Source organism: Streptomyces sp. NRRL WC-3742, assembly GCF_000720635.1.
GTDB lineage: Bacteria > Actinomycetota > Actinomycetes > Streptomycetales > Streptomycetaceae > Kitasatospora.
In genome coordinates, this window is the sequence record NZ_JOCF01000037.1 from 102,315 (window position 1) to 127,930 (window position 25,616).

Below are 25,616 nucleotides of genomic sequence, written 5' to 3' on the forward strand. Positions count from 1 at the left end.
TTCATTCTCTCCCGGAGGTCTGACAATCGGGCCTGCCCGGAAGGGCTGTCAGCCCTTCTCCATGTAGGCCGCGCGGTCCTCGTCGAGCAGGGCGTCCAGCGCGGTGCGCAGGTCCGGGTGGGCGGCGAGTTCCGGGTCCTCGGCGACGAGCCGGGCGGCCTCCGTACGGGCGGTCAGGATGACCTCCTCGTCCTCCAGGACGGAGAGCACCTTGAGGGAGGACTTCACCCCGGACTGCGCCTGTCCCAACACGTCGCCCTCGCGGCGCTGTTCGAGGTCGATGCGGGACAGCTCGAAGCCGTCCAGCGTGCCGGCCACCGCGTCCAGCCGGGCCCGGGCGGCGCCGGCGGCGGGCATGTCGCTGACCAGCAGGCACAGGCCCGGGGCGCTGCCTCGGCCCACCCGGCCGCGCAGCTGGTGGAGTTGGGAGACGCCGAAGCGGTCGGCGTCCATGATGACCATCGCGGTGGAGTTGGGGACGTTGACACCGACCTCGATGACGGTGGTGGCGACCAGCACGTCCACCTCCCCGGCGGAGAAGCGGCGCATCACCTCGTCCTTGGCCTCGGGGGCGAGCCGGCCGTGCAGGATCTCCACCCTCAGGCCGCTCAGCGGGCCCTTGGCCAGCATGTCGGCCGTCTCCACCACCGACAGCGGGGGCCGGCGTTCGTCACCGGCCGCGCCCGCGTCGGCGACCTCCTCGAAGGCGTCCTCGGGGGCCTTGCGCTTCTTCTTCGACGCGTTGGCGGCCTCGGGCTCCTCGTCCCCGATCCGGGGGCAGACCACGTACGCCTGGTGGCCCTTGCCGACCTCCTCGCGCACCCGCTCCCACGCCCGGGTGAGGAAGTTGGGCTTCTCCAGCGCCGGGACGACGTGGGTGGAGATCGGCGAGCGCCCGGCGGGCAGCTGGTCGAGGACGGAGGTCTCCAGGTCCCCGAAGACCGTCATCGCGACGGTGCGCGGGATCGGGGTGGCCGTCATGACCAGCAGGTGCGGCGGCTGCTCGCCCTTGGCGCGCAGCGCGTCCCGCTGCTCGACGCCGAAGCGGTGCTGCTCGTCGACGACGACCAGGCCGAGGTCCTGGAACTGGACCTTGTCCTCGATCAGGGCGTGGGTGCCGATCGCGATCCCGGCGTCCCCGCAGGCCATGTCCAGCATCGCCTGGCGGCGGGCGGGAACGCCCATCGAGCCGGTGAGAAGGACCACCCGGGTGCCGAGGTCGGAGCCTCCGAGCATCCCGCCCTCGGCGAGGTCGCCCATCATCTCCACGATCGAGCGGTGGTGCTGCTGTGCCAGCACCTCGGTGGGCGCGAGCAGCACGGCCTGCCCGCCCGCGTCCACCACGGCGAGCATGGCCCGCAGCGCCACGAGGGTCTTCCCGGAGCCGACCTCGCCCTGGAGGAGGCGGTGCATCGGGTGTTCGGTGGCGAGGTCGGCGGCGATCTCGGCGGAGACCTTCTGCTGGCCCTCGGTGAGGGTGAACGGCAACCGAGCGTCGAAGGCGTCCAGCAGGCCGCCCTCGCGGGCCCTGCGCGGCTTGGCGGGCAGGGCGGAGTCGGCGGCCCGGCGCTGCGCGAGGGCGACCTGGAGGACGAACGCCTCGTCCCAGCGCAGCCGGCTCTGGGCGCGCTCCCGGTCGGCCTGGCTGCGGGGGCGGTGGATCAGCTCCAGCGCCTCCGGCAGCGGGATCAGGTCGTGGCGCTCGCGCAGTTCGGCGGGCAGCGGTTCGCCGACGCCCTCCCAGCCGGTCTTCTCCAGCGAATCCAGCGCCATGTCGACGCAGAGCGAGATCTTCCAGCTGGGCATCTGGGCGCTGGCGCCGTACACCGGGATGAGGCGGCCGGCGAACTGCTTGGCGGCCTCCCCAGCCTCGGTCGACGCTGTCGCGTCCTCGTCGAGGAGCTGGTAGTCGGGCGAGACCAGCTGCCGGCTGCGGTTGAAGACGCCGACCTTGCCCGCGAACAGGCCCTGGGCGCCGGCCTTGAGGTCCTTCTGCCGCCAGCCCTGGTTGAAGAAGACCAGCGAGAGCCGGCTGCGGCCGTCGGTGACGACGACCTCCAGCCGGTCGCCCTTGCGGCCCCGGAAGGGGATCAGGGTGACCTTCTCGATCCGGGCCAGCACGGTGACGTGCTCGTCGATCTCCAGCTCCTCCAGGCTGGTGAGCTGCCCGCGCTCGACGTAGCGGCGCGGGTAGTGGTGCACCAGGTCCCCGACCGTGCGCAGCTTGAGGCTGTCGGCGAGCACCTTCGCGGTGCGGTCGCCGACGAGCTTGGTCAGTGGTTCATCGAGAGCGCCCATCAACGCCCCTGTTTACACCAAGCCGCCGACAATCCGACTGTCACCCGCCCGCTCGCCTCCGAGCCGAAGGGGCGGCTCACTCCACCCCGATGAGCAGCGGCGCCGACTCCTGCCCGCCGCGGAAGACCACCGCGTCGACCTCGGGCCGCTGCTGGCGCACGTGGGCGACCAGGCGGTCGGCGAGCGTCTCGTCGGCGCCCTCGCCGAGGATCAGGGTGACGAGTTCGCCGCCCGCGCCGAGCATCCGGTCCAGGACGCTCTCGCCGACCTCGGGCAGTCCGGCGCCGATCACGGCGACGTCCCCGTCGATCAGCCCGAGCACGTCCCCGGCCTGGCAGACCCCGGCCATCGTCCAGGACTCCCCCTCGGCGACGGCGAGTTCGGCGTAGCGGGTGGCGCCGGCGGCGGAGGTCATGGCGACCACGTCCTCGTCGAAGCGCCGCCCGCCCTCGTGCACGGCGAGCGCGGCGAGCCCCTGCACCGGCGAGCGGGTGGGCAGGACGGCGATGCGCACGCCCTCCTCGCGCAGCTGGTCGGCGGCGGCCCCGGCGGCGGCGCGCAGTTCGGGGTCGTTGAGGAGCAGCACGACCTCCCGGGCGGCCGAGCGGCGTACGGCGTCGGCGAGCTCGGCGCTGGCCGGGGCCCGGTCCGGGTCGGCGTGCAGGACGACGGCCCCGGCCTGTTCGCACAGCTCGGCCAGCCCCTCGCCGGAGACGACGGAGAGCACCGCGCGGGCCCTCTCCTCGCGCTCGCCGCGCTCGGCGTCGGCGGCCCCGGCCCGGGCGGCGGCCTCCGCGAAGTGGGTGATCCGGATCTGGTGCGGCCGTCCGGCCCCGACGCCGGCCTCCACGGCGGCGCCCGCGTCGTCCACGTGCACGTGGACGTTCCAGAGGCCGTCGCCGCCGCCGACCACCAGGGAGTCGCCGAGCGCGCCGAGCCGCTCGCGCAGCGCGGGCAGGGCGTCGTCGGGGGCGTCCAGCAGGTAGATGACCTCGAAGGCGGGGTGGCCGGGGCCCGGCGGGCGGACGTGGCCCTCGCAGCTCTCCACGGCCCGTACGTCCCCGCGCAGGGCGACGGGCCCCATCGGCTGCTGCCCGGCGACGGCGTCGGCGAGCGCGCCGAGGACGGCGACCAGTCCGCGCCCGCCGGCGTCCACGACGCCGTTCTCGGCGAGGACGGCCAGCTGCTCGGGGGTGTGCCGCAGCGCGTCCCTGGCGGCCCGGTAGGCGGTGTCGGCGACCTGACCGAGCCCGTCCCCGGCCCGTACGGCCTCGCGGGCGGCGACCCGGGCCACGGTCAGCAGGGTGCCCTCGACGGGCTCCGCGACGGCCTGGTAGGCGGAGTCGGCGGCCCGCTGCAGCGCGGCGCGCAGCTGCTCGGCGCCGCCGCCCTCGGCGAGCGTCTCGGCGGTGCCGCGCAGCCACTGGGCGAGGATCACCCCGGAGTTGCCGCGGGCGCCGACCAGCGCGCCGCGGGCCATCGCCCGGGCGGCGTCGGCAAGGCCGGGGGCCGGGCCGGCGGCGGGGTCGGCGAAGCGGCTCTCCACCTCGGCGGCGGCGGACTCGACGGTCAGGTAGAGGTTGGTGCCGGTGTCGCCGTCCGGGACGGGATAGACGTTGAGCGCGTCGATCTCCTCGCGTGCCTGGCCGAGCGCGCGCAGGGCGAGCTGGCACCAGGTGCGCACGGCCGGGGCGTCGAGCGTGTGCAGCACCGAGTCTCTCCTCCGGGTGGGACGCCGCGGCGGCCTGAGGGGCGCGGGCACCGTCAGGGCGGCGGCGAGGGGTGGTACCGGCAGGTTATCGGGGCCCGGGGAGGGCCGGCCCGACCGGCGGCCGGGGCGATCACCCGGCCGGTCATGGTAGTTTCGTGGGACGGAAGCAAGCGTTGTATGCTCTTCCGGTTGCCTGGAACCGTCCAGGCTCACCCCCTTGTCCGGTCTGGTTCACGTGAGTGCTCCGGTGGGTGGGCGGGGTTTTCGAAAGTAACTGATCTGAAGTCTTGGAGTGACTCCTGTGGCTGCCAACTGCGACGTCTGCGGCAAGGGGCCGGGCTTCGGCAACAGCATCTCCCACTCTCACCGCCGTACCCCCCGTCGTTGGAACCCCAACATTCAGACGGTGCGCGCTGTGATTGGGCGGACGCCGAAGCGGCTCAACGTCTGCACCTCGTGCATCAAGGCCGGTAAGGTCTCGCGCTGACGCGCAGACCGGCATGCCGGTCCTCCAGTGAGCCGGTTCATCCTCGGATGAGCCGGCTTCGCTGTTTCCGGCGACGCTGTCGACCGACCGTGACCGGTGACGGGCGGGCTTCCCCCGGGGAGCCCGCCCGTCATCGGTTTCAGGCCCGACGCTCTCAGGCCCGGCGCTCTCAGGCCCGGCCCTCTCAGCGCCAGCGCCAGGCGTGGTCGACGGGCCCGATCCCGCCGCCCAGCGCGAATCCGGCGGCGATCGCACCGGTGATGTACTCCTTGGCCGAGGCGACGGCCTGCGGCAGCGGCTCCCCCTTGGCCAGGCCCGCCGCGATCGAGGACGCCAGGGTGCAGCCGGTCCCGTGGGTGTGCCGGTTGTCGTGGCGCGGCGCCCGGTACCAGTGCTCCTCCCCCGGCCCGCCGTACAGCAGGTCCGCGGCCTCGCCCTCCAGGTGGCCGCCCTTGACCAGCACCCAGCGCGGCCCGAGGTCCAGCAGCGCCTTGGCGGCGTCCAGCATCTGCGACTCGTCCTCGACGGTGCGGCCGGTGAGCTGCGTCACCTCGTGCAGGTTGGGCGTGGCCAGGGTGGCGAGCGGCAGCAGCCTCTCCCGTACGGTGGCCACCGCCTCGGCGGCCAGCAGCGCGTCGCCGTGCTTGGAGACGCCGACGGGGTCGACCACGACCGGGGCGTCCAGCCCGGTGAGCAGCTCCGAGACGGTCTCGACGAGTTCGACCGAGGCGAGCATGCCGGTCTTCACGGCCTGCACCCCGATGTCGTCCACCACGCTGCGGAACTGCGCCCGGACGGCTTCGGCGGGCAGTTCCCAGTAGCCCTGGACGCCGAGCGAGTTCTGCGCGGTGACGGCGGTGATCACACTCATGCCGTGGACGCCGAGGGCGAGCATCGCCTTGAGGTCGGCCTGGATGCCGGCGCCGCCGCCGGAGTCGGAGCCGGCGACGGTGAGCACGCGGGGAGGAGCAGCAGTCATGCGCCCAACCTACCCGCGCCCGCGAGGGCTCAGAGGACGGCCTCGGACTCCGCCCAGCGCTCCTCGGGGACGGTCTTGAGCCTGGTCACCGCGTCGCCGATGGGCAGCAGCCGGATCTCGTTGCGGCGCAGCGCGGTGAAGTGGCCGAAGGCCCCCTGGTGGACGGCCTCCACGGCGTGCCAGCCGAAGCGGGTGGCGAGCACCCGGTCCCGGGCGGTGGGGGTGCCGCCGCGCTGGACGTGCCCGAGGATGACGGGCCTGGCCTCCTTGCCGAGCAGGTCCTCCAGCTCGTGGGCGAGCCGGTTGCCGATGCCGCCGAAGGTGCGGTGCCCGAACCGGTCGACCTCGCCGTGGTCGAAGCGCATGGTGCCGGGCACCGGGGCCGCGCCCTCGGCGACGGCGATGATGGCGAACTTCTTGCCGCGCGCGAAGCGGTCCTCGATTATCCGGGCCACCGCCTCGATGTCGAAGGGCTTCTCCGGGATGAGGATGCCGTGCGCGCCGCCGGCCATGCCCGCGGTGAGGGTGATCCAGCCGGTGTGACGGCCCATCAACTCCACGACCATGACGCGCTGGTGGGACTCGGCGGTGGTCTTGAGCCGGTCGATCGCCTCGGTGGCGACGTGCACCGCGGTGTCGAAGCCGAAGGTGACGTCGGTGGCGTCGATGTCGTTGTCGATGGTCTTGGGCACCCCGACCACCGGCAGCCCGGCGTCACTGAACCGCTTGGCGGCCGTCAGCGTGCCCTCGCCGCCGATGGCGATCAGCGCGTCGATGCCGATGTTCCGGGCCAGGGCCTCGGCGTTCTCCACCGCCTGGGCGATGCGCTCGCGCTGCACCCGGGCCGAGCCGAGGATGGTGCCGCCGAGGGTGAGCAGACCGGTGACGTCGTCGTGCGTGACGGGCCGGGTGCGGCCCTCGATCAGGCCGAGGAAGCCGTCCTCGATGCCCACGATCTCGTCGCCGTGGACGTCCGTGCCCCGGTGCACCACCGACCGGATGACGGCGTTGAGTCCGGGGCAGTCGCCGCCGCTGGTCAGGACACCGATGCGCATGTGTGGCGTGCTCCGCTCGCAGTGGTTCGGACCACCCGCACCGGGGGGGCGGGCTGGCTCGGATGGCCCAAGCCTACGCAAAACGCACCCCCGAAGCCCGCCCCTCGCCCGCCCTGGGCGTCACTCCGCGAAGTGGTCCCAGCCGCCGACCCGGTCCCAGGGCGCGCCGTCCACCGTCACCCGGCCGCTGCGCGAGCCCGCCGGACGGCCGGTCACCTCGCCCACCACCCGCCAGCGGGAGGGGAGTTGGACCCCGCGCGGGAAGGTCGCCACGATCGCGTGGTCCTCCCCGCCGGAGAGCACCCACACCAGTGGGTCCACCCCGACCGCCTGCCCGATGTCGGCCATCTGCGCCGGGACGTCGAAGTCGGCGGCCCTGAGGTCGATGTCCACCGCGCTGGCCCGGGCCACGTGGCCGAGGTCGGCGACCAGCCCGTCGCTCACGTCGATCATCGAGGTCGCGCCCAGCTCGGCCCCGGCCGGGCCCGCCTGGTAGGGCGGCTCGGGCCGGCGGTGCGCCTCGACGAAGGCGCGCGGGGAGCGGAACCCGCGCTGCAGCACGGTGAGTCCGGCCGCGGACCAGCCGAGCCAGCCGCACACCGCGACCACGTCGCCGACCTGCGCGCCGGAGCGCGTCACGGCCGCGCGCCCCTGGAGGTCGCCGAGCGCCGTGATGGCCAGCGTGACGGTGTCGCCGCGCACCACGTCGCCGCCGACCACGGTGGCCCCGGCGACCTGGCACTCGTCGCGCAGCCCGTCCATGAGCTCGGTGGCCCAGGTGGTCGGCAGGTCGGCGGGGGCCACCAGCCCGAGCAGGATCGCGGTGGGCACCGCGCCCATCGCGGCCACGTCGGCGAGGTTCTGCGCGGCGGCCTTGCGGCCCACGTCGTAGGCGGTGGACCAGTCCCGGCGGAAGTGCCGGTTCTCGATCAGGACGTCGGTGGTGGCCACCACTCGGCCGTCCGGGGCCTTCACCACCGCGGCGTCGTCACCGGGGCCGAGGTCGACCACGTCGGTGAGCGGTACCCGGGCGGTCAGCTCCCTGATGAGCCCGAACTCGCCCAGCTCGCCCACGGTCCCCTGCATCTGCCGTCCTCTCGCGTTCTCGTCCACACTGCCGATCCCCGTCGCGCTCCCCCGCGCGCAGCGTACGCCCTTCCCGGACCGCGGGTGCGCCGCGAAGACGGACCCCCGAGGTCTCCCCTCCCACGCCTGACGCGGGGTAGCGTGGTGATCGGACTGCCGGTGAGCCCGTTCCCACCCCGACGACAGGCCGGGCGAACACCGCGTCGATTCCCCGAAACCGGCCGCCGGGAGGCACCCGTGGTACAGGCATACATCCTGATCCAGACCGAGGTCGGCAAGGCCACCGCCGTGGCCGAGACGATCGCCAAGATCCCCGGTGTGATCACCGCCGAGGACGTCACCGGCCCCTACGACGTGATCGTCAAGGCCGAGGCCGACACCGTCGACGACCTGGGCCGCATGGTGGTCGCCAAGGTCCAGAAGGTGGAGGGCATCACCCGCACCCTCACCTGTCCGGTGGTGCACCTGTAGGGGCGTGAGGACAGGCCCCGGCCCCGGATACGATCGGCGGGTGGCCCGAGAACTCCGTATCCCCAAGGCGCTGCGGGCGCTGCCCGCCCCGGTGCGCTGGCTGGCCCTTCCGGTCGCCCTGACCTGCACGACCGTGGTGCTGGTCGGCAGTTGGAGCTCGGCCGCCTCGCGGGTCGAGGTGCCGAACCCCGGCCCCAGGGCGGCCGGGTACTGCAAAGCGCTGGCCGCCGCGCTGCCGCAGGAGCTGCTCGGTCACCCGCGACAGGAGAGCTCGCCGGCCTCGCCGTACGTCGCCGTCTGGGGCAGCTCGCCCCGGACGGTGATGCGCTGCGGCATCGAGCGCCCGGAGGAGCTGAACGGCCCGCACGCCCAGGACCTCTCGCCCACCGTGGACGACCTCACCTGGTGGTCGCAGAAGCGCGACGACGGGAGCTACCGCCTGGTGGCGACCATGCGCCGCGCCTATGTCGAGGTGATCTCCCCGCCCGGCGTCTACAGCAGCCCGCTGGACCCGGCCGCGGCGCTCACCCCGCTGGTCAAGGCCAACATCCCCGGCTGACACGGCCGACGCACGGAAGAGGGGCGGGCCCGACGGGCCCGCCCCTCCCGCGTCCGTACGACTACCGCAGCCCCGTCGAGCGCCGCAGCGCCGTCGAGAGCAGCCGGTCGATCAGCTCCGCGTACGCGACCCCGCTGGCCTCCCACATCTTCGGGTACGCCGAGATCGGGGTGAAGCCGGGCATCGTGTTGATCTCGTTGATCATCCAGGAGCCGTCCTCCAGCAGGAAGAAGTCCACCCGGGCCAGGCCCTCGCAGCCGAACGCCTCGAACGCGGCCACGGCCTGGCGCTGGATCTGCGCGGTCTCCTCGGCGGTGAGCGCCGCCGGGATCCTCACCTCGGAGGAGTCGATGTACTTGGCCTCGAAGTCGTAGAAGTCGAAGCCCTCGCCGACCAGCACCTCGGCCGGCACGCTGGCCCGCGGGCCGTCCTCGAACTCCAGGACGCCGCACTCGATCTCGCGGCCGGACACCCCGGCCTCGATGATCAGCTTGGGGTCGTGGCGGCGGGCCTCCTCGATCGCGGCGTCCAGGTCGGCCAGGTCCTTGACCTTGGTGATGCCGATGCTGGAACCGGCCCGACAGGGCTTGACGAACAGCGGCAGCCCCAGCGCGGCGGCCCGCTCGCGCACGTCCGCGCGGCCCGCCTCGGTCTCCCAGTCGCGCGGGCGCACGATCGTGTAGTGGCCGACGCCCAGGCCGTGCGAGGCCAGGATGCGCTTGGCGAACTCCTTGTCCATGCCGGCCGCGCTGGCCAGCACGCCGTTGCCGACGTACGGGACGCCGGAGAGCTCCAGCAGGCCCTGGAGGGTGCCGTCCTCGCCCCAGGGGCCGTGCAGCAGCGGGAACACCACGTCGACCTCGCCGAGCGCCTTGGGCGCGCTGCCCGGCTCGCTGAGGACCACTTCCCGGTTGCCCGGGGCCGCGGGCAGCAGGACCTGGCCGTCCACGGCCTCGGCCACGCCCTGGACGTCCGGCATGCGGCCCTCGGTGATGGCCATCCGGGCCGGCTCGTCGCTGACCAGCGCCCAGCGGCCCTCGGGGGTGATCCCGATCGGGAGCACCTCGTACTTGTCGCGGTCGATCGCCTTGAGCACGCTGCCGGCGGTGACCACCGAGACGCCGTGCTCGGAGCTGCGCCCCCCGAAGACCAGCGCGACGCGCGGCTTGCGGGCGGACGGGTTCGTGGGGGTCTGTTCGATGCTCATATCGGGTTTGAGACTACCGTGCGACGGGTTTGCCGAAAGTCAACGGCGCTCCGCCTTCGCCGAGCGCGACATCAGCGCCTGCAGCACCTCCTGGGTGGGCCGCCCGTTGTGCACGACGTCCACCACGGCCTCCACGATCGGCATGTCGACGCCGTTGCGCCGGGCCAGGTCCAGCACCGACTCGCAGGACTTGACGCCCTCCGCGGTCTGCCGGGTGGCCGCGATGGTCTCGGCCAGCGACATGCCCCGGCCGAGGTTCATGCCGAAGGTGTTGTTGCGCGACAGCGGCGAGGAGCAGGTGGCCACCAGGTCGCCCATCCCGGCGAGCCCGGCGAAGGTGTGCGGGTCGGCGCCCAGCACCTCGCCGAGGCGGGTGGTCTCGGCGAGCCCCCGGGTGATCAGCGTCGCCTTGGTGTTGTCGCCCAGCCCCATGCCGGCGGCCATGCCGACCGCCAGGCCGATCACGTTCTTGACGGCGCCGCCGAGTTCGCAGCCGACCACGTCGGTGTTGGTGTACGGCCGGAAGTACGGCGTGTGGCAGGCCGCCTGGAGCCGCTTGGCGACCGCCTCGTCCGCGCAGGCGACGACGCTGGCGGCGGGCTGCCGGTTGGCGATCTCCTTGGCCAGGTTCGGCCCGCTGACCACCGCGACCCGCTCCGGGCCGACCTTGGTGACCTCGTCGATCACCTCGCTCATCCGCTTGGCGGTGCCGAGTTCGATGCCCTTCATCAGGCTCACCAGCACGGTCTGCGGCTCGATCAGCGGCGTCCACGCGGCCAGGTTGTCGCGCAGCGTCTGCGAGGGCACCACCAGGACGGCGAAGTCGGCGCCGGCCAGCGCCTCGGCGGCGTCGGTGGTGGCCCGCACCGAGTCGGGCAGCCGGACGCCGGGCAGGTAGTCCGGGTTCTCGTGCGTGGTGTTGACGGCGTCGACCAGCTCCTGGCGGCGGGCCCACAGCGTCACCTCGCTGCCGGCGTCGGCGAGCACCATCGCGAAGGCGGTGCCCCAGGAGCCGGTCCCCATCACGGCGCAGCGGGTCATCGGCCGGCCTCCCCGTCGGTGCCGGTGGCCTTCTCGCTCTTGGCCTCGCTCTTGGCCTCGCCCTTGGCGCGGCGCCGTTCGGCGAGCGCGGCGGCGGCCCGTCGGCGGGCGGCCTTGCGCATGTCGAAGCGCTCGGCGGGCGGTTCCTCGCCGCGGACCTCGGCCAGGACGGCGGTGATGGCGGTCATGATGTCCTCGGTGGCGTCGTTCAGCACCTGGGCGGTGAGTTCCTGGCCCTGGTACCTGGCGAGGTCCACCGGCGGCCCGGCCGCGACGACGACCCGGTGCCGGGGGAAGAGGTTGAACCTGCCCTTGCCGAAGCCCGGGCGGCCGTACGGCGGGATGATCTCGTGCGCGCCCCAGTGGGCGACGGGGATGACGGGGGCGCCGGTCATCAGCGCGACGCGGGCGACGCCGCTCTTGCCGGTCATCGGCCACAGGTCCGGGTCCCGGGTGAGGGTGCCCTCCGGGTAGAACTGCACGCACTGCCCGTTGTCGACGGCCTCGATCGCGGCCCTGAAAGCCTGCGCGGCGTCGGTGGACTCGCGGAACACCGGAATCTGGCCGGTCTTGCGCAGCATGAATCCGATGAACGGAATCGAGAACAGCGAGGACTTCGCGAGAATCCGCGGCGGGCGGCCGCTGTTGTACTGCCAGTGCGCGTAGATCACCGGGTCGATGATCGAATTGTGGTTCACCGCGGCGATGAAGCCGCCTTCCTTCGGAAGGTTCTCCCAGCCCCGCCAGTCGGGCTTCACCAGCGCGGTCGTCACCGGCTTCACCAGCACGGCCGCGAAGCGGTACCAGATGCCGTAGTCGGCGTTGCCGAACTTGGCGTACGAGCGGCGGACCACCCCAGGCTCCTTCTCATCACATGCGGCACACGTGGGGCACCGCGGTCGTAGCCTCCCGGCGCCGGGCACCCGGTACGGCCGGTGCCCACGCCATGGGTGCGGAACAGTGTCGCCCGCACGATCACCGGCTGTCGAGCGACCGCGCCAACCCGCGTGGCGGGCGTGATCAAACGCACGTCCGCACAGCTCGGACGGCCTGGCGAGGGCTCCGGGACCGGCGTCACAATGACGCCGATGACCCAGGACACCGTACGCCCCAGCGAGCCCGTCGCGCCCGCCGCACCCACCGCCGGATGGTCGCTGGTACTGCCGCTCAAGCCCCTGGCACTGGCCAAGAGCAGACTCGCCCCGTACGCCGGGCCGCACCGGGCGGGCCTGGCCCTGTCGTTCGCGCTGGACACCGTCTCCGCCGCGCTCGCCACCCCGGGCGTCGACCGCGTCCTGGTGGTGACCACCGACGTGCGGGCCGGTGCGCTGCTGGCCGGGCTCGGCGCGGTGGTGGTCGCGGACGAGCCGGGCGGCGGCCTCAACAGCGCGCTGGCGCACGGCGCCGCGGCCGCCAGGGCGCTCGCCCCCGACGCGCCGCTGGCCGTCCTCTCGGCGGACCTTCCGGCGCTGCGCCCGGCCGAACTCGCCCGGGTGCTGGGCGCGGTGCCGCCACAGGGCCGGGCCTTCCTGCCCGACTCCCCGGGCCTGGGCACCACCCTGCTCGCCTGCGCCCCCGGCCACCCGCTCTCCCCCGCCTTCGGGGACGGCTCACGGGCCCGGCACGCGGCGGGCGGCGCGTTCGAACTCCGTTTGGCGGACGTGGAGTCGGTGCGCCGCGACGTCGACACCGGGACGGACCTGGGCGAGGCCGCCGCCCTCGGCCTGGGCCCCCACACCCGCCCCCTCTTCGCCCGGCTGGCCGGGGACCGGACGTAAGGGGGCCGGGCGCAACCGGCTCGCTATGCTCTTGGCATGCAGGCCACCGCGTTCACCTTCGACCCCGCCACCCGGGCCGGCTCCGTGCTGCTCGACGACGGGACCCCGGTGCCGTTCGACGCGGCCGCCTTCGACGCCGGGGGCCTGCGGCTGCTGAGGCCGGGCCAGCGCGTGCGCATCCGCACCGAGGGCGAGGGCGGGGCCCGCCGGGTGGTCTTCGTGACGCTCCAGACCTTCCCCGACCCGGCCGATCACTGACCCCTTTTCGCGTTCCGACCCTTTTCGGCGCCGCGGTCCCGTCACCCCGGCATGTGCCCCTGGCATCCACACGCCGCGTAATCCTGACTAAGCGCCCGGAAATCGAAAGAGCCGCGGCGCCCGGTCTCCGCTATTCGCGGAAGGGGGTCGCCGCGGCTCTTCGAGCCGAAGACCGTCCGAGGACGGCCGCGCGGGACTTACTTGGCAGAGGTCTTGCGCGCGGTGGTCTTGCGGGTGGCGGTCTTCTTCGCCGGAGCCGTCTTCTTGGCCGTGGCGGTCGCCTTCTTGGCGGTGGCCGTGGTCTTCTTGGCGGCGGCGGTGGTGGTCGCCTTCTTCGCGGCGGCGGCGGTCTTCTTGGTCGCCGTGGCCGTGGTCTTCTTGGCGGCAGCCGTGGTGGTCGCCTTCTTCGCGGCGGCGGCGGTCTTCTTGGTCGCCGTGGCCGTGGTCTTCTTGGCGGCAGCCGTGGTGGCCGTCTTCTTCGCCGCGGTCTTCTTGGTCGCGGCCGGGGCGGCGGCAGCGGCGGAACGCTTGGTGGCGGCGCGCTTGGCGGCCGGCGTGGCGGCGACGCCGGTCTTGCCCGGGGTGAGGGAGCCCTTGGGGGCCTTCTTCACCGAGGGGCCTTCCTTCGGCAGCTTCTTGCTGCCGCTGACCAGGTCCTTGAAGCCCTGGCCCGGGCGGAAGCGCGGGACGGCGGTCTTCTTGACCTTGACCCGCTCGCCGGTCTGCGGGTTGCGGGCGAAGCGCGCGGAGCGCTCCACCTTCTCGAAGGTGCCGAACCCGGTGACCGAGACACGGTCACCCGCCACGACGGCACGCACCATGGTGTCGAGCACTGCGTCGACGGCCTCTGCGGCAGCCTTGCGACCGCCCAGCTGCTCGGCCACCGCTTCGACAAGCTGAGCCTTGTTCACGTCTTCCCCTTCGGAAACGGGCGCCGGATGATTCCATCCGTTCTTTTCGCACGTTAGGTATGTATCTGCGGACTTTCAATTACCAAACGCGCGAATCACCCTAGTGTCGCAATGGATTTGCGCGTCGGCGACCTCAGTCGAGCGGCGGGTGCCCCTCGTCGAGGTCATGTACAAAGCGACCCAACCGCCTTGCCGCCCCCGGAAGATCGCGCTTGGCGGTCTCGGTGACGATCAGCAGTTGGCGGGTGAGAGCGGACTTTGCTTCGGCTGACACGTTCAGCGCATGCACGCGGGCGTGAGCTTGCTTCAACCGCTCGGCCACGAGCGCGTGGAGCGCTGCGACTTCCTGGTCGTCCGGTCCCTCAGCTTGCGCGGAGGTGACGTCCGGCCGATCGTCAATTCGCCGTTCGGATCGCCGGCCCATGGACTCCTCGGACGCGGGTTCGCCGCCCGCGTACGGAGGTTCATGGCGCCGGTGCATGTACTGATTGTGCCATCTACCCGCAGTTGTACTTGCGCGGGGCCCTCTTCCGCAAAGCCGAATGGGCAATCCGGGGAGGCACCGGCGCTAACTCGTACTCCGCAACGCCGGATGGCCCGGCCCCCCCGAAGGGGAGCGCGGGCCATCCGGTCGATCGTCAGAATGCTTGTTCTGAGGGGAACTCAGGCGACGGGCAGCGTACGGGGCTTGAACGCCGGACGGCGCGCCTCGAACGCGGCGATGTCGGCCTCGTTCTGCAGGGTGATGCTGATGTCGTCCAGGCCGTTGAGCAGCCGCCACCGCAGGTTGTCGTCCAGTTCGAAGGGCGCGACGACGCCTTCGGCCCGGACTTCGCGCTTCTCCAGATCAACGGTGATCTCGGCCGAAGGGTCACTCTCGGTGAGCGACCAGAGTCGTTCCACGGTCTCCTGGGGCAGCACGACGGTCAGCAGACCGTTCTTGAGGGAGTTGCCCCGGAAGATGTCCGCGAAGCGCGAGGAGATCACCGCGTGGAAGCCGTAGTTCTGCAGCGCCCAGACGGCGTGCTCCCGGGAGGAACCCGTGCCGAACTCCGGGCCGGCGACCAGAACGGTGGCGCCCTGGCGCTCGGGCCGGTTGAGGATGAACGACTCGTCCTTGCGCCAGGCTTCGAACAGGCCGCCCTCGAAACCGGATCGGGTGACCTTCTTGAGCCAGTGGGCGGGGATGATCTGGTCGGTGTCCACGTTGCTGCGGCGCAGCGGCACGGCCCGGCCGGTGTGGGTGGTGAACTTCTCCATGGCTCATGCCTCCACGGCGATGTCGGCGGTCAGGTCGGCGGGGGCGGCCAGTCGGCCCAGGACGGCGGTCGCGGCGGCCACCTGCGGGGAGACCAGGTGGGTGCGGCCACCCTTGCCCTGCCGGCCCTCGAAGTTGCGGTTCGAGGTGGAGGCGCAGCGCTCGCCGGGGGCCAGCTGGTCGGGGTTCATGCCCAGGCACATCGAGCAGCCGGCGTGGCGCCATTCGGCCCCGGCGGCGGTGAACACCTTGTCCAGGCCCTCCTCGACGGCCTGCAGGGCCACGCGCACCGAGCCGGGCACGACCAGCATCCGCACGCCGTCCGCGACCTTGCGGCCCTCGATGACGGCGGCGGCGGCCCGCAGGTCCTCGATCCGGCCGTTGGTGCACGATCCGACGAACACGGCGTCGACGGCGACCTCGCGCAGCGGGGTGCCGGCCGTCAGGCCCATGTACGTCAGGGCGTTCTCGGCGGCCAGGCGCTCCTGCGGGTCGGCGAAGTCCTCCGGGTTCGGGACGTCCGCGCCGAGCGGGGCGCCCTGGCCGGGGTTGGTGCCCCAGGTGACGAACGGGGTCAGCTCGTTCGCGTCGATGAAGATCTCGTGGTCGAAGACGGCGTCCTCGTCGGTGGCGAGGGTCTTCCAGTACGCGACGGCGGCGTCCCACTCCTCGCCCTGCGGGGCGTGCGGACGGCCCTCGAGGTAGGCGAAGGTGGTCTCGTCCGGGGCGATCATGCCGGCCCGGGCGCCCGCCTCGATGGACATGTTGCAGACGGTCATCCGGGCCTCCATGGACAGGCTCCGGATCGCCGAACCGCGGTACTCCAGGACGTAGCCCTGGCCGCCGCCGGTGCCGATCCTCGTGATGATCGCGAGGATCAGGTCCTTGGCGGTGACGCCCTCGGGCAGGTCGCCCTCGACGGTGATCGCCATCGTCCGGAACGGCGCCAGCGGCAGGGTCTGGGTGGCCAGCACGTGTTCGACCTGGCTGGTGCCGATGCCGAACGCCAGTGCGCCGAAGGCGCCGTGGGTGGAGGTGTGGGAGTCGCCGCAGACCACGGTCGTACCGGGCTGGGTCAGGCCCAGCTGCGGGCCGACCACGTGCACCACGCCCTGCTCGATGTCGCCGAGGGAGTGGATGCGCACGCCGAACTCGGCGGCGTTGCGGCGCAGGGTCTCCAGCTGGACCCTGGACACCGGGTCGGCGATCGGCTTGTCGATGTCGAGGGTGGGGGTGTTGTGGTCCTCGGTGGCGATGGTCAGGTCGGTGCGGCGCACCGGGCGACCGGCCAGGCGCAGCCCGTCGAACGCCTGCGGGCTGGTGACCTCGTGGAGCAGGTGCAGGTCGATGTAGAGGAGGTCGGGCTCGCCCTCCGCCCGCCGTACGACGTGGTCGTCCCAGACCTTCTCAGCGAGTGTCCGTCCCATCGGAATCCCTCCAGCCGGCCGCGTTGCCGGCCTTCTCGTGTCGTCGGGTCTTAGCCTTCACCGCCCCGCGCGGGGCGCGTTCGCGCGACCTGCGCGCCGGACCCTGTCCACGATGCGGACACTCTGACGAGGCCACATCCTGGATGTCTCCCGGGCTGCTGCATCCAGAGTGGCGCTTTTCCGGGAAGATTGAACTTGCGTCTCGCGGACTGAGACTGCAGTCTTAGCGCATGGACAACTCTAGCGGCGTCGGCGTTCTCGACAAGGCCGCTCTGGTGCTCAGCGCACTGGAGTCGGGCCCCGCCACGCTGGCGGGGCTGGTCGCCGCCACCGGTCTGGCGCGCCCCACCGCCCACAGACTCGCCGTCGCACTCGAACACCACCGTCTCGTCACCAGGGACATGCAGGGGCGCTTCATCCTCGGCCCCCGCCTGTCCGAACTCTCCGCCGCTGCGGGCGAGGACCGGCTGCTCGCCACCGCGGGCCCGGTCCTGACCCACCTGCGCGACGTCACCGGCGAGAGCGCACAGCTCTACCGCCGGCAGGGCGAGATGCGGATCTGCGTAGCCGCCGCCGAGCGGCTCTCCGGCCTGCGGGACACCGTCCCGGTCGGCAGCACCCTGCCGATGAAGGCCGGCTCGGCCGCCCAGGTCCTACTGGCCTGGGAGGAGCCCGAGCGGCTCCACCGGGGCCTCCAGGGCGCCCGGTTCACCGCCACCGCGCTCAGCGGCGTACGGCGGCGCGGCTGGGCCCAGTCGATCGGCGAGCGGGAGCCGGGCGTCGCGTCCGTCTCCGCGCCCGTGCGCGGCCCCTCCAACCGCGTGGTGGCCGCCGTCTCCGTCTCCGGCCCGATCGAGCGCCTGACCCGCCACCCGGGCCGGCTGCACGCCCAGGCCATCATCGAGGCCGCGAACCGGCTCACCGAGGCGCTGCGCCGCAGCTGAGCGGCGAACTCTCCCCCACCGACACTCCCCCACCCACCCCCACGAAGAAGGCCCCGCTCGGATGCGAGCGGGGCCTTTCGCGGTGCTTCCGCACGGGTACGGGAAAAGCAAAAAGGCCCCGAATCGGGGCCTTTCCAATTTCTGGCTGGGGTACCAGGACTCGAACCTAGACTAAATGAACCAGAATCACTCGTGCTGCCAATTACACCATACCCCAACACAAAGCAAGGGCCGATGGGGACCACCCACCGGCTTCATGCTCTGGAGTACCCCCGACCGGATTCGAACCGGCGCTACTGCCGTGAGAGGGCAGCGTGCTAGGCCGCTACACAACGGGGGCTTCCTGGCGGTTCCTCGCGGAACCAGTACCCCCGACCGGATTCGAACCGGCGCTACTGCCGTGAGAGGGCAGCGTGCTAGGCCGCTACACAACGGGGGCTTTCCAGGCGATCCCTTGCGGGATCAGTACCCCCGACCGGATTCGAACCGGCGCTACTGCCGTGAGAGGGCAGCGTGCTAGGCCGCTACACAACGGGGGCTTGATCTTCAGTTGTTGCCGTTCGGCCGTCACCGACCGTACTGCGCTGGGGTACCAGGACTCGAACCTAGACTAAATGAACCAGAATCACTCGTGCTGCCAATTACACCATACCCCACCAGAGTTGAACCCCTGCGGGCCCTTCTCAGGCGTTGCGCCTCTCGTTCGGTCCCTTCCGAGGGGCTTTCGTTCCCTCGTCCGTTCCCTCCCGGGCGGCGCAGAAAGAACATTACCCGACGTCTGCCCTGGCTCCAAAATCGATAACCCCAGGCAGCGGCCGGGAGGCCGGAAGGTGGCCCCCGGGTGCGCCGAGGGCCCGGCACCTGGCCGGGCCCTCGGGCGTGCTCGGACGAGCGTCAGGAGGCCGTTCAGGCCGCCGGCAGGGCGTCCAGGGCGGAGCGCAGGCGGCGCAGCGTCTCGGGGCGGCCCAGCAGCTCCATCGACTCGAACAGCGGCGGCGAGACCCGGCGGCCGGTGACGGCCACCCGCAGCGGCGTGAAGGCGAACTTGGGCTTGATGCCCAGGCCGTCCACCAGCGCCTCGCGCAGCGCGGCCTGGATCGGCTCCGGGGTGAAGTCCTCGAGCTCCTCCAGCGCCTTGACGCTGGCCTCCAGGACGGGGCGGGCGTCCGCCGTCAGGGCCTTGGCCGCGTCGGCGGGGTCGACGGTGAAGTCCTCGGGCGCGACGAACAGGAAGCCGGCCATGTTGACGATCTCGCTCAGCACGACCATCCGCTCCTGGGTGAGCGGCGCCACCTTGGCGAGCAGGTCGAGCTGTTCGGCGCTCGGCTCGGCCGGCAGCAGGCCGGGGGCCTGGAGGAACGGCACCAGGCGCTTGACGAAGTCCTCCGGGGCCAGCCGGCGGACGTGCTCGGCGTTGATGGCCTCGCACTTCTTCAGGTCGAAGCGCGCCGGGTTGGAGTTCACCTTGGCGATGTCGAAGGCGGCGACCAGCTCGTCCATGTCGAACAGGTCGCGGTCATCGGTGAGCGACCAGCCCAGCAGGGACAGGTAGTTGAGCAGGCCCTCGCGGATGAAGCCGGCCTCGCGGTACATGTTGAGCGACGCCTGCGGGTCGCGCTTGGAGAGCTTCTTGTTGCCCTCGCCCATCACGTACGGCAGGTGGCCGAAGTGCGGGGTGGTGCCGGCGCCGACGCCGATCTCGGCCAGGGCCTCGTACAGCGCGATCTGCCGCGGGGTGGAGGAGAGCAGGTCCTCGCCGCGCAGCACGTGGGTGATGCCCATCAGGGCGTCGTCCACCGGGTTGACCAGGGTGTACAGCGGGGCGCCGTTGGCGCGGACGATGCCGTAGTCCGGCACGTTCTCCGGCTCGAAGGTGAGCGTGCCCCGGACCAGGTCGTCGAAGGAGATGGTCCTGTCGGGCATCCGGAAGCGCAGGATCGGCTCGCGCTTCTCCAGCTTGTAGACCGCGACCTGGTCCTCGCTCAGGTCCCGGCAGTGGCCGTCGTAGCCGGAGGGCTTGCCGGCGGCGCGGGCGGCCTCGCGGCGGGCGTCCAGCTCCTCGGTGCTGCAGTAGCAGTGGTAGGCGTGGCCGGCCTCGTGCAGGCGCTCGGCGACGTCGGCGTAGATGTCCATCCGCTGCGACTGGCGGTACGGCGCGTGCGGGCCGCCGACCTCCGGGCCCTCGTCCCAGTCCAGGCCGAGCCAGCTCATGGCGTCGAGCAGCTGGTGGTACGACTCCTCGGAGTCGCGGGCGGAGTCGGTGTCCTCGATCCGGAAGACCAGCTTGCCGCCGGTGTGGCGGGCGTAGGCCCAGTTGAACAGGGCCGTGCGCACCATCCCCACGTGGGGGTTGCCGGTCGGGGAGGGACAGAAGCGAACCCGGACGTCCGGGTCAGTGTTAGCCACGCTTGATCACCTTGTTGGTGAGAGTGCCGATGCCTTCGATGGAGACGGCGACCTCGTCGCCGACGTTGAGGGGGCCCACCCCTTCGGGCGTGCCGGTGAGGATGACGTCGCCGGGCAGCAGCGTCATGGCCTCGGAGATGTGGACGATCAGCTCGGCGACCGAGCGGACCATCCGGGAGGTACGGCCGCTCTGGCGCAGTTCCCCGTTGACCGTGGTGGTGAGGGCGAGGTCGCCCGGGTCCACGTCGGTCTCGATCCACGGGCCCAGCGGGCAGGCGGTGTCGAAGCCCTTGGCCCGGGCCCACTGGCCCTCGCGCTTCTGGACGTCGCGCGCGGTGACGTCGTTGGCGCAGGTGTAGCCGAGGATCACCTCGGGCACCCGGTCCAGCGGCACCTCGCGGCACATCCGGCCGATCACCACGGCGAGTTCGCCCTCGAACTGGACGTCCGAGGAGAACGGCGGGTACGCGATGCTCTCGGTCGGGCCGATCACGGAGGTGGAGGGCTTGAAGAAGGTGAGCGGGACGTCGGGGACGTCGTTGCCCAGCTCGGCCGCGTGCGCCGCGTAGTTGCGGCCGACCGCCACGATCTTGTTGGGGAGCATCGGGCTCAGCAGCCGGACGTCCTGGAAGCGGTAGCTCTCGCCGGTGGGCTGGGGTTGGCCGAACGGGTGGCCCGCCAGCGCGTGGACGACCAGCGAATCGGGCTGGGAGGGGTCGCCCTCCACCACGCCGAAGGAGACGCTGCCGGCGGCAGGGCTTCCTTCCCGAACGGAGAACCTGGCAATGCGCACGGCTGGGACACCCCTCGCTTCGTTCGGCCGCCCGGAGCGCTCCCGGGCGCTGGTGGGCGCCCCGCCCGAGGTGGGCGCGGCCCCGTCAATCGTCGCCCAGGCTATCGCGCCGGGTCCGCGCCGACCGCTTTGCCCCTGTTCGGCGGCGGTGTCCGGGCATGCGCGAGGGCGCCGTCGCCGGCTGTCGCGGCGGCGGCGCCCTCGGTCCGTACAGGGGCCGGTCGAGCGGGCTCGGTCGGGCAGGCTCAGTCGCGCGGGGCGACGACCGGGGCGACCATCAGCTGGACGCGGCGCGGGTTGGCGGTCTTGGCCGGCAGCTCCGTCGCGTAGGTGAGGACGTCCTCGGGCTTGCGGGCGCCCGGGATCGAGGCGAAGTCCTCGACCGAGGCCAGGGTCGTCCGGCGCGGGTTCGCCGTGGGGCGGCTGGACAGCGTGGACGTGGTGGCCTTCTTCGCCAGGGACATCGAGTGCACCTCGGTGGTCGCGGCCGGGCGGATCACGGGGATCTCGGTACCGGCCTGAGTGATTCCGAAAGGTTCCGAATGGTTCGGAGGGGTTCTGGGCAGGCTGATGGGGCCGTGCGCCGGAGACAGCCAGGGTACGAGATCGCATTCCACAGAGACCGTGACCAAAGCTACACATTACTCTGTGAGTTTGCTCACAAATTCGTTTGCAAAAGCCGGATTTCCGACATTTCGCCGCAACGGAAATTCCCGGCGAACCTCGCATTCCGGACATCTCCACAGGTCTATGAATCTTTTCGATCTCCCGCCCGCTTGGCATGTATCAGGCGAGTGTCCGAAAAAGGCGGTATTCCGGTCCGGTTACCGCACAGTCCGTGAAACGCCGCACGCGGTCGGTAGTGCTGGGCGGCGAGTTCCGGCGGCCCTTGTTGGGATTCCCCGGCTGTGCTGGAATGCCACGGACCGTGGGTAGGGAGAAGTCCACCCCGGCGACCCGCACGCCCGGACCGGCCGGGATGCGGATGGAAACTCGACACCGTCCAGGCCGTGGTGACGCGGCGGGACGCCCGGTCCAGAGGTTGCGACGCCAGTGCAGGGACGTTTCAAAAGGGGTAGGGGCGCCGCGGGCAACCCGGAGTCGCACGAGCCCGTGGCTGCCCCTCAGCAGGCGGCAGCCCCCGGAGGCCCGGACGGGCCGACCGCGCCCGAGGCGCCCGGCAAGCCGGAGGGCGAGGGCCGCGAGCGCACCCGCGACAAGCTCCGCACCACTCTGACCAGGCGCCGCGCCACCGGTATCAACCGGCTCGCGATGCGCAACTGGCGCATCCGCACCCGCCTGATCGCGCTGCTCGCGCTGCCCGTCCTGGTCTCGCTGGTCCTCGGTGGCCTGCGCATCCAGAGTTCGATGCAGAACTCGCAGCAGCTCGCCCAGATGGCCAACCTCTCCGACCTGGCCAAGAAGGCGACCAACCTCGCGGACGCCCTGCAGACCGAGCGCGACATCAGCGCCGGCCCGATCACCCGGGAGCCGAGCGCCCCGCTCGACGACGACATCGTCACGGCCCGCAAGGCCACCGACGACCTCAACCGCGCCTTCACCGCCTCCTCCGACAAGTTCGAGAACCTCGAGCTCTCCGGTGGAAAGGCCCTGCTGTTCCAGATCCGCAGGGACCTGAACTCCATCTCCGAGGCGCGCAACACGCCGTACCAGAACAACCAGAACATCCAGTCGACGATCACCGCCTACGACGTGATCATCCGAGACCTGCTGGGCCTCACCCAGGACATCGCGCTCGCGTCCAACAACAAGGACCTGGTCGTCGCGACCCGCGCGCTCCAGCAGTTCTCGCTCGCCAAGAACGTCACCTCGCAGCAGCGCGCCCTCGTCAGCGCCGCGCTCGCCAACCCCAAGGGCCCCGACCTCAGCGCGAGCGACGAGTCCTTCGGCATCCGCCTGCGCACGTCCTACGACAACGCGCTCATCGGGTTCAACAACATCTACACCGCGCACGACCTCGACAACCTGCGCGGGCAGCTCAGCTACAACAACGTCGTCGCCGACGCCGACCGCTACGCGCGCTCGATCCTCCAGGTCAACGGCATCCACCAGACCGACCCGGTGACGTTCAAGGAGTGGTACGAGAAGGCCAGCGCCAAGATCACCGCCGAGCGCCGGATCGAGTCCAAGCTCCTCGAGAACCTCGACGGAAAGGCCCAGGACCTCCAGGCCCAGGCCGACACCGACGCGCTGATCATCGCCGCCGCCGTCGCCCTGGTGCTGCTCGTCGCCCTCGGTGGCGCCGGTTTGATCGCCCGCTCGATGGTGCGCTCGCTGACCCGACTGCAGGCCGCGGCCGAGGACGTCGCCGAGCGGCGACTGCCCGAACTCGTCAAGACGCTCTCCGAGAGCGACCCCCACGACGTCGACACCACCGTCGAACCCGTGGCCGTCGACTCCACCGACGAGATCGGCCACGTGGCCCACGCCTTCGACATGGTGCACAGCGAGGCCGTCCGCCTCGCCGCCGAGCAGGCCCTCCTGCGAGGCAACATCAACGCGATGTTCACCAACCTCTCGCGCCGCAGCCAGGGCCTCATCCAGCGCCAGCTGTCGCTCATCTCCGAGCTCGAGAGCCGCGAGGCCGACCCGGACCAGCTGGCCAACCTCTTCAAGCTGGACCACCTCGCCACCCGCATGCGCCGCAACGGCGAAAACCTCCTCGTCCTCGCCGGTGAGGACCCGGGCCGCCGCTGGACCAGGCCCGTCCCGCTGGTCGACGTGCTCCGCGCCGCCGCCTCCGAGGTGGAGCAGTACGAGCGCATCGAACTCGCCTCGGTGCCCTCCGCCGAGGTCGCCGGCCGCGTCGTCAACGACCTCGTCCACCTGCTCGCCGAGCTGCTCGAGAACGCCACCTCGTTCTCCAGCCCGCAGACCCGCGTCCGCGTCACCGGCCACGCGCTGCCCGACGGCCGCGTGCTCGTCGAGATCCACGACACCGGCATCGGCCTGAGCCCCGACGACCTCGCCGAGATCAACGAGCGCCTCGCCAACCCGCCGACGGTCGACGTCTCCGTCTCCCGCCGCATGGGCCTCTTCGTGGTCGGCCGCCTGTCCCTGCGACACGGCATCCGCATCCAGCTGCGCCCCAGCGACTCCGGCGGCACCACCGCGCTGGTCATGCTCCCGGTGGACGTCACCAACTCCGCCGAGCGCCGCGGCACCGGCCGCCCCGGCAACGCGCAGGCCAAGCAGCAGCGCGGGATCGCCCCGACGCCGCGCCAGCAGCGCCAGATGAGCCCCGGCCAGGGCGGCCCGGCCGCGCTCGCGCAGGGTCCGGCCGGCAACGCCCCGCAGGGCGGGCGTCCGCAGCTCGGCCAGGGCGGCCCCGCCGCTCCGGCGGCGCCGGGTGCTCCCGGTGCCCCTGGCGGTCCCGGTGCGCCTGGCGCCCCGGGGGCTCCGGGCGGTCGTCCCGGCGGGCTGCCGACCCGGCAGGTCGGCCAGTCGCTGCGCGAGACCTCCTCGCCGCAGGGCCAGCCTGGTCCGGGCCGTCAGAGCCCGCCCCAGGGCCAGCCGCAGGGCCAGGGCCGTCCCCCGCAGGGACGCCCGGCGCCGCAGCGCGGTCCCGGCCGCCAGGGCCCGCCCCAGCAATCCCCGCAGCAGTCCCCGCAGGGCGGCCCGAACGGCCTGCCCCGCCGCGGCGCCCAGCCCAACGGTCCGCAGCCCAACGGCCCGCAGCAGAACGGCCAGCCCGGCCGTCGTCCCGGCCCGCAGCAGCCCGGCCAGGGTCCGCGCACCGGCGAGCAGCCCCAGCACGGCCGCCCCGGCGCCCCGCAGCAGGGCGCCCGCCCGGGCGAGCGTCCGCAGGAGGGTCTGCCGCAGCGCCGCTCCGGCGCCCCGGGTCCGGCCCAGCAGGGCCCCGGCGCCCCCGGCCGTCCCGGCCCGCAGGGTCCCCAGGGTCCCCAGGGTCCCCAGGGGCCCCAGGGCCCGCGCCGGCCGCAGCGCCCCGGCCCGGAGGCGCCGCAGCGCGACCGCCAGCCCCAGCTGCCGCAGCAGCAGGCCCAGCCGCTGCCGCCGGCCCAGCCGGCTCCGGTGGAGAGCACCCAGCAGTTCGCCCGCCCCCGCTTCGAGGCCAGCCAGATCGACCCGCGCGACCCGCTGGGCCTCGGCCTGGTGGAGCCGGTGCTGCCGAACGTCCCGACCCCGGGCCGTCCGGAGCCGGTGCGCCCGGAGCAGGTCCAGCAGCCCGCCCCGCAGCAGCCCAACCCCGAGCAGTACCGCCGTCAGGAGCCGATGGCGCTGCCCACCGGGCCCTCCGAGGGCACCGGCGAGCAGCCCTGGCAGCCGGAGCAGGCACGGCCCCGCCCGTACCAGCCGCGCCGGCCCGGCACCTCCTCCCCGGAGTTCCAGCCGGGCGAGGGCCCGCAGGCCCCGCAGCAGCAGCGCCGGCCCCAGGCGCCGCAGGCCCAGCAGCAGACACCGCAGCAGCCCGCCGCGCACCCGGAGTTCCAGCAGCCGGGCCCCGACGACGCTCCCTGGCGTCCGTCCGCCAACGACGAGCGCTGGCGCCGCGCGGAGCAGGTCCGCGAGCCCTCGACCAGCGGCGTCACGCTGTCCGGCCTCCCCCGGCGCACGCCGCAGGCCAACCTGGTCTCCGGCACCGCCGAGGCGTCGCCGATGACCGGCCCCCAGGTCTCCCGCGCCCCCGAGGAGGTTCGCGGCCGCCTGACCAACCTGCGCCGCGGCATCCAGCAGGGTCGCCGGGCCGGGGCCGAGCAGGCCGCGGGCCAGCCGGGCGTTCAGCATGGTGCCCAGCCGGGCGGGTTCGATAGTTTCGGTGGCCGGAGCGACGGCAACGGCGCAGATCACCAGGAGCGTTGAGTTGATTCAGATGAGCCAGGCCGCACAGAACCTGAACTGGCTGATCACCAATTTCGTGGACAACACCCCCGGGGTGTCCCACACCGTGGTGGTCTCCGCGGACGG

22 protein-coding genes, 5 tRNA genes and 1 pseudogene are annotated in these 25,616 nt (G+C 72.5%); 8 read left to right on the top strand and 20 right to left on the bottom strand.

Annotated elements, in window-relative coordinates:
* Positions 1-48: 48 nt before the first annotated feature.
* Entirely contained in the window at positions 49-2,298 is a 2,250-nt protein-coding gene (gene recG, locus IH61_RS0121375) for an ATP-dependent DNA helicase RecG (RefSeq protein WP_031072177.1), read from the bottom strand.
* 76 nt (positions 2,299-2,374) lie between these two features.
* Positions 2,375-4,009: a DAK2 domain-containing protein gene (locus IH61_RS0121380; protein WP_031072179.1), complete on the bottom strand. Its 1,635-nt coding sequence runs from the start codon at positions 4,007-4,009 to the stop codon at positions 2,375-2,377.
* A gap of 301 nt (positions 4,010-4,310) precedes the next feature.
* Between IH61_RS0121380 and rpmB the strand changes: the two genes are divergently transcribed.
* Complete coding sequence (gene rpmB, locus IH61_RS44730) at positions 4,311-4,496, top strand: 50S ribosomal protein L28 (RefSeq protein ID WP_014138233.1); 186 nt, start codon at positions 4,311-4,313, stop codon at positions 4,494-4,496.
* A 184-nt stretch (positions 4,497-4,680) separates the two neighbouring features.
* On the opposite strand, the gene thiD is transcribed toward rpmB, so the two are convergent.
* The 3 genes from thiD to IH61_RS0121395 all read right to left on the bottom strand — a co-directional run bounded on the left by thiD (position 4,681) and on the right by IH61_RS0121395 (position 7,616).
* Complete coding sequence (gene thiD, locus IH61_RS0121385) at positions 4,681-5,475, bottom strand: bifunctional hydroxymethylpyrimidine kinase/phosphomethylpyrimidine kinase (protein ID WP_031072181.1); 795 nt, start codon at positions 5,473-5,475, stop codon at positions 4,681-4,683.
* Positions 5,476-5,504: 29 nt separating this feature from the next.
* Positions 5,505-6,530 carry a 6-phosphofructokinase gene (locus IH61_RS0121390; RefSeq protein ID WP_031072184.1) on the bottom strand — a complete coding sequence of 342 codons (1,026 nt, stop codon included), beginning with the start codon at positions 6,528-6,530 and terminating at the stop codon, positions 5,505-5,507.
* 120 nt (positions 6,531-6,650) lie between these two features.
* Positions 6,651-7,616: a thiamine-phosphate kinase gene (locus tag IH61_RS0121395; RefSeq protein ID WP_031072186.1), complete on the bottom strand. Its 966-nt coding sequence runs from the start codon at positions 7,614-7,616 to the stop codon at positions 6,651-6,653.
* A 237-nt stretch (positions 7,617-7,853) separates the two neighbouring features.
* Here IH61_RS0121395 and IH61_RS0121400 point away from each other — a divergent pair, with 237 nt between their 5' ends.
* Together IH61_RS0121400 and IH61_RS41180 are read left to right on the top strand one after the other, a co-directional pair.
* Positions 7,854-8,087: an Lrp/AsnC family transcriptional regulator gene (locus tag IH61_RS0121400; protein WP_031072188.1), complete on the top strand. Its 234-nt coding sequence runs from the start codon at positions 7,854-7,856 to the stop codon at positions 8,085-8,087.
* A gap of 40 nt (positions 8,088-8,127) precedes the next feature.
* Positions 8,128-8,646, top strand: coding sequence for a DUF3515 domain-containing protein (locus IH61_RS41180; RefSeq protein WP_051837604.1), 519 nt, complete (start codon positions 8,128-8,130; stop codon positions 8,644-8,646).
* Between the two features lie 61 nt (positions 8,647-8,707).
* Here IH61_RS41180 and IH61_RS0121410 read toward each other — a convergent pair whose 3' ends face one another.
* From IH61_RS0121410 to IH61_RS0121420, 3 genes are read right to left on the bottom strand one after another with little or no spacing between them, the layout of a single operon-like run.
* Positions 8,708-9,853 carry a D-alanine--D-alanine ligase family protein gene (locus IH61_RS0121410; protein WP_031072192.1) on the bottom strand — a complete coding sequence of 382 codons (1,146 nt, stop codon included), beginning with the start codon at positions 9,851-9,853 and terminating at the stop codon, positions 8,708-8,710.
* Positions 9,854-9,892: 39 nt separating this feature from the next.
* Complete coding sequence (locus IH61_RS0121415) at positions 9,893-10,894, bottom strand: NAD(P)H-dependent glycerol-3-phosphate dehydrogenase (protein WP_031072194.1); 1,002 nt, start codon at positions 10,892-10,894, stop codon at positions 9,893-9,895.
* Positions 10,891-11,748, bottom strand: a complete 858-nt coding sequence (locus IH61_RS0121420) for a lysophospholipid acyltransferase family protein (RefSeq protein ID WP_051837606.1) — start codon at positions 11,746-11,748, stop codon at positions 10,891-10,893. The genes IH61_RS0121415 and IH61_RS0121420 overlap by 4 nt, the downstream gene beginning before the upstream one ends.
* Before the next feature lie 234 nt (positions 11,749-11,982).
* Between IH61_RS0121420 and cofC the strand changes: the two genes are divergently transcribed.
* Entirely contained in the window at positions 11,983-12,672 is a 690-nt protein-coding gene (gene cofC / locus IH61_RS0121425; RefSeq protein ID WP_051837607.1) for a 2-phospho-L-lactate guanylyltransferase, read from the top strand.
* A 36-nt stretch (positions 12,673-12,708) separates the two neighbouring features.
* Positions 12,709-12,930 carry a hypothetical protein gene (locus tag IH61_RS0121430; RefSeq protein WP_031072200.1) on the top strand — a complete coding sequence of 74 codons (222 nt, stop codon included), beginning with the start codon at positions 12,709-12,711 and terminating at the stop codon, positions 12,928-12,930.
* Between the two features lie 197 nt (positions 12,931-13,127).
* On the opposite strand, the gene IH61_RS0121435 is transcribed toward IH61_RS0121430, so the two are convergent.
* The 4 genes from IH61_RS0121435 to leuC all read right to left on the bottom strand — a co-directional run bounded on the left by IH61_RS0121435 (position 13,128) and on the right by leuC (position 16,526).
* Entirely contained in the window at positions 13,128-13,841 is a 714-nt protein-coding gene (locus IH61_RS0121435) for an HU family DNA-binding protein (protein WP_031072204.1), read from the bottom strand.
* A 133-nt stretch (positions 13,842-13,974) separates the two neighbouring features.
* Positions 13,975-14,322 carry a hypothetical protein gene (locus IH61_RS50340; RefSeq protein WP_420713990.1) on the bottom strand — a complete coding sequence of 116 codons (348 nt, stop codon included), beginning with the start codon at positions 14,320-14,322 and terminating at the stop codon, positions 13,975-13,977.
* 182 nt (positions 14,323-14,504) lie between these two features.
* Entirely contained in the window at positions 14,505-15,101 is a 597-nt protein-coding gene (gene leuD, locus IH61_RS0121445) for a 3-isopropylmalate dehydratase small subunit (RefSeq protein WP_031072209.1), read from the bottom strand.
* 3 nt (positions 15,102-15,104) lie between these two features.
* Positions 15,105-16,526, bottom strand: coding sequence for a 3-isopropylmalate dehydratase large subunit (gene leuC / locus IH61_RS0121450; protein WP_031072212.1), 1,422 nt, complete (start codon positions 16,524-16,526; stop codon positions 15,105-15,107).
* Positions 16,527-16,756: 230 nt separating this feature from the next.
* Here leuC and IH61_RS0121455 point away from each other — a divergent pair, with 230 nt between their 5' ends.
* Positions 16,757-17,470: an IclR family transcriptional regulator gene (locus tag IH61_RS0121455; protein WP_030306825.1), complete on the top strand. Its 714-nt coding sequence runs from the start codon at positions 16,757-16,759 to the stop codon at positions 17,468-17,470.
* Between the two features lie 142 nt (positions 17,471-17,612).
* On the opposite strand, the gene IH61_RS0121460 is transcribed toward IH61_RS0121455, so the two are convergent.
* The 8 genes from IH61_RS0121460 to IH61_RS0121495 form a co-directional block, all read right to left on the bottom strand.
* Positions 17,613-17,687, bottom strand: a tRNA-Gln gene (locus tag IH61_RS0121460).
* 50 nt (positions 17,688-17,737) lie between these two features.
* A tRNA-Glu gene (locus IH61_RS0121465) sits at positions 17,738-17,810 on the bottom strand.
* Positions 17,811-17,836: 26 nt separating this feature from the next.
* Positions 17,837-17,909: transfer RNA gene (locus tag IH61_RS0121470), tRNA-Glu, on the bottom strand.
* 27 nt (positions 17,910-17,936) lie between these two features.
* Positions 17,937-18,009, bottom strand: a tRNA-Glu gene (locus tag IH61_RS0121475).
* Between the two features lie 45 nt (positions 18,010-18,054).
* Positions 18,055-18,126: transfer RNA gene (locus tag IH61_RS0121480), tRNA-Gln, on the bottom strand.
* 250 nt (positions 18,127-18,376) lie between these two features.
* Positions 18,377-19,876, bottom strand: a complete 1,500-nt coding sequence (gene gltX / locus IH61_RS0121485) for a glutamate--tRNA ligase (protein ID WP_031072214.1) — start codon at positions 19,874-19,876, stop codon at positions 18,377-18,379.
* On the bottom strand, positions 19,869-20,669 hold the full coding sequence (locus IH61_RS0121490; protein WP_031072216.1) for a fumarylacetoacetate hydrolase family protein: 801 nt from the start codon (positions 20,667-20,669) through the stop codon (positions 19,869-19,871). Before IH61_RS0121490 ends, gltX begins: the two co-directional genes overlap by 8 nt.
* A 245-nt stretch (positions 20,670-20,914) precedes the next feature.
* Positions 20,915-21,169, bottom strand: a complete 255-nt coding sequence (locus IH61_RS0121495; protein WP_324607610.1) for a hypothetical protein — start codon at positions 21,167-21,169, stop codon at positions 20,915-20,917.
* A 613-nt stretch (positions 21,170-21,782) separates the two neighbouring features.
* Between IH61_RS0121495 and IH61_RS0121500 the strand changes: the two genes are divergently transcribed.
* Both IH61_RS0121500 and IH61_RS0121505 read left to right on the top strand, forming a co-directional pair.
* Positions 21,783-25,511 (top strand): nitrate- and nitrite sensing domain-containing protein, encoded by a 3,729-nt coding sequence (locus IH61_RS0121500; protein WP_051837609.1) that lies wholly within the window; start codon positions 21,783-21,785, stop codon positions 25,509-25,511.
* 10 nt (positions 25,512-25,521) lie between these two features.
* A pseudogene (locus tag IH61_RS0121505) lies at positions 25,522-25,616 on the top strand (roadblock/LC7 domain-containing protein); the annotation flags it as partial.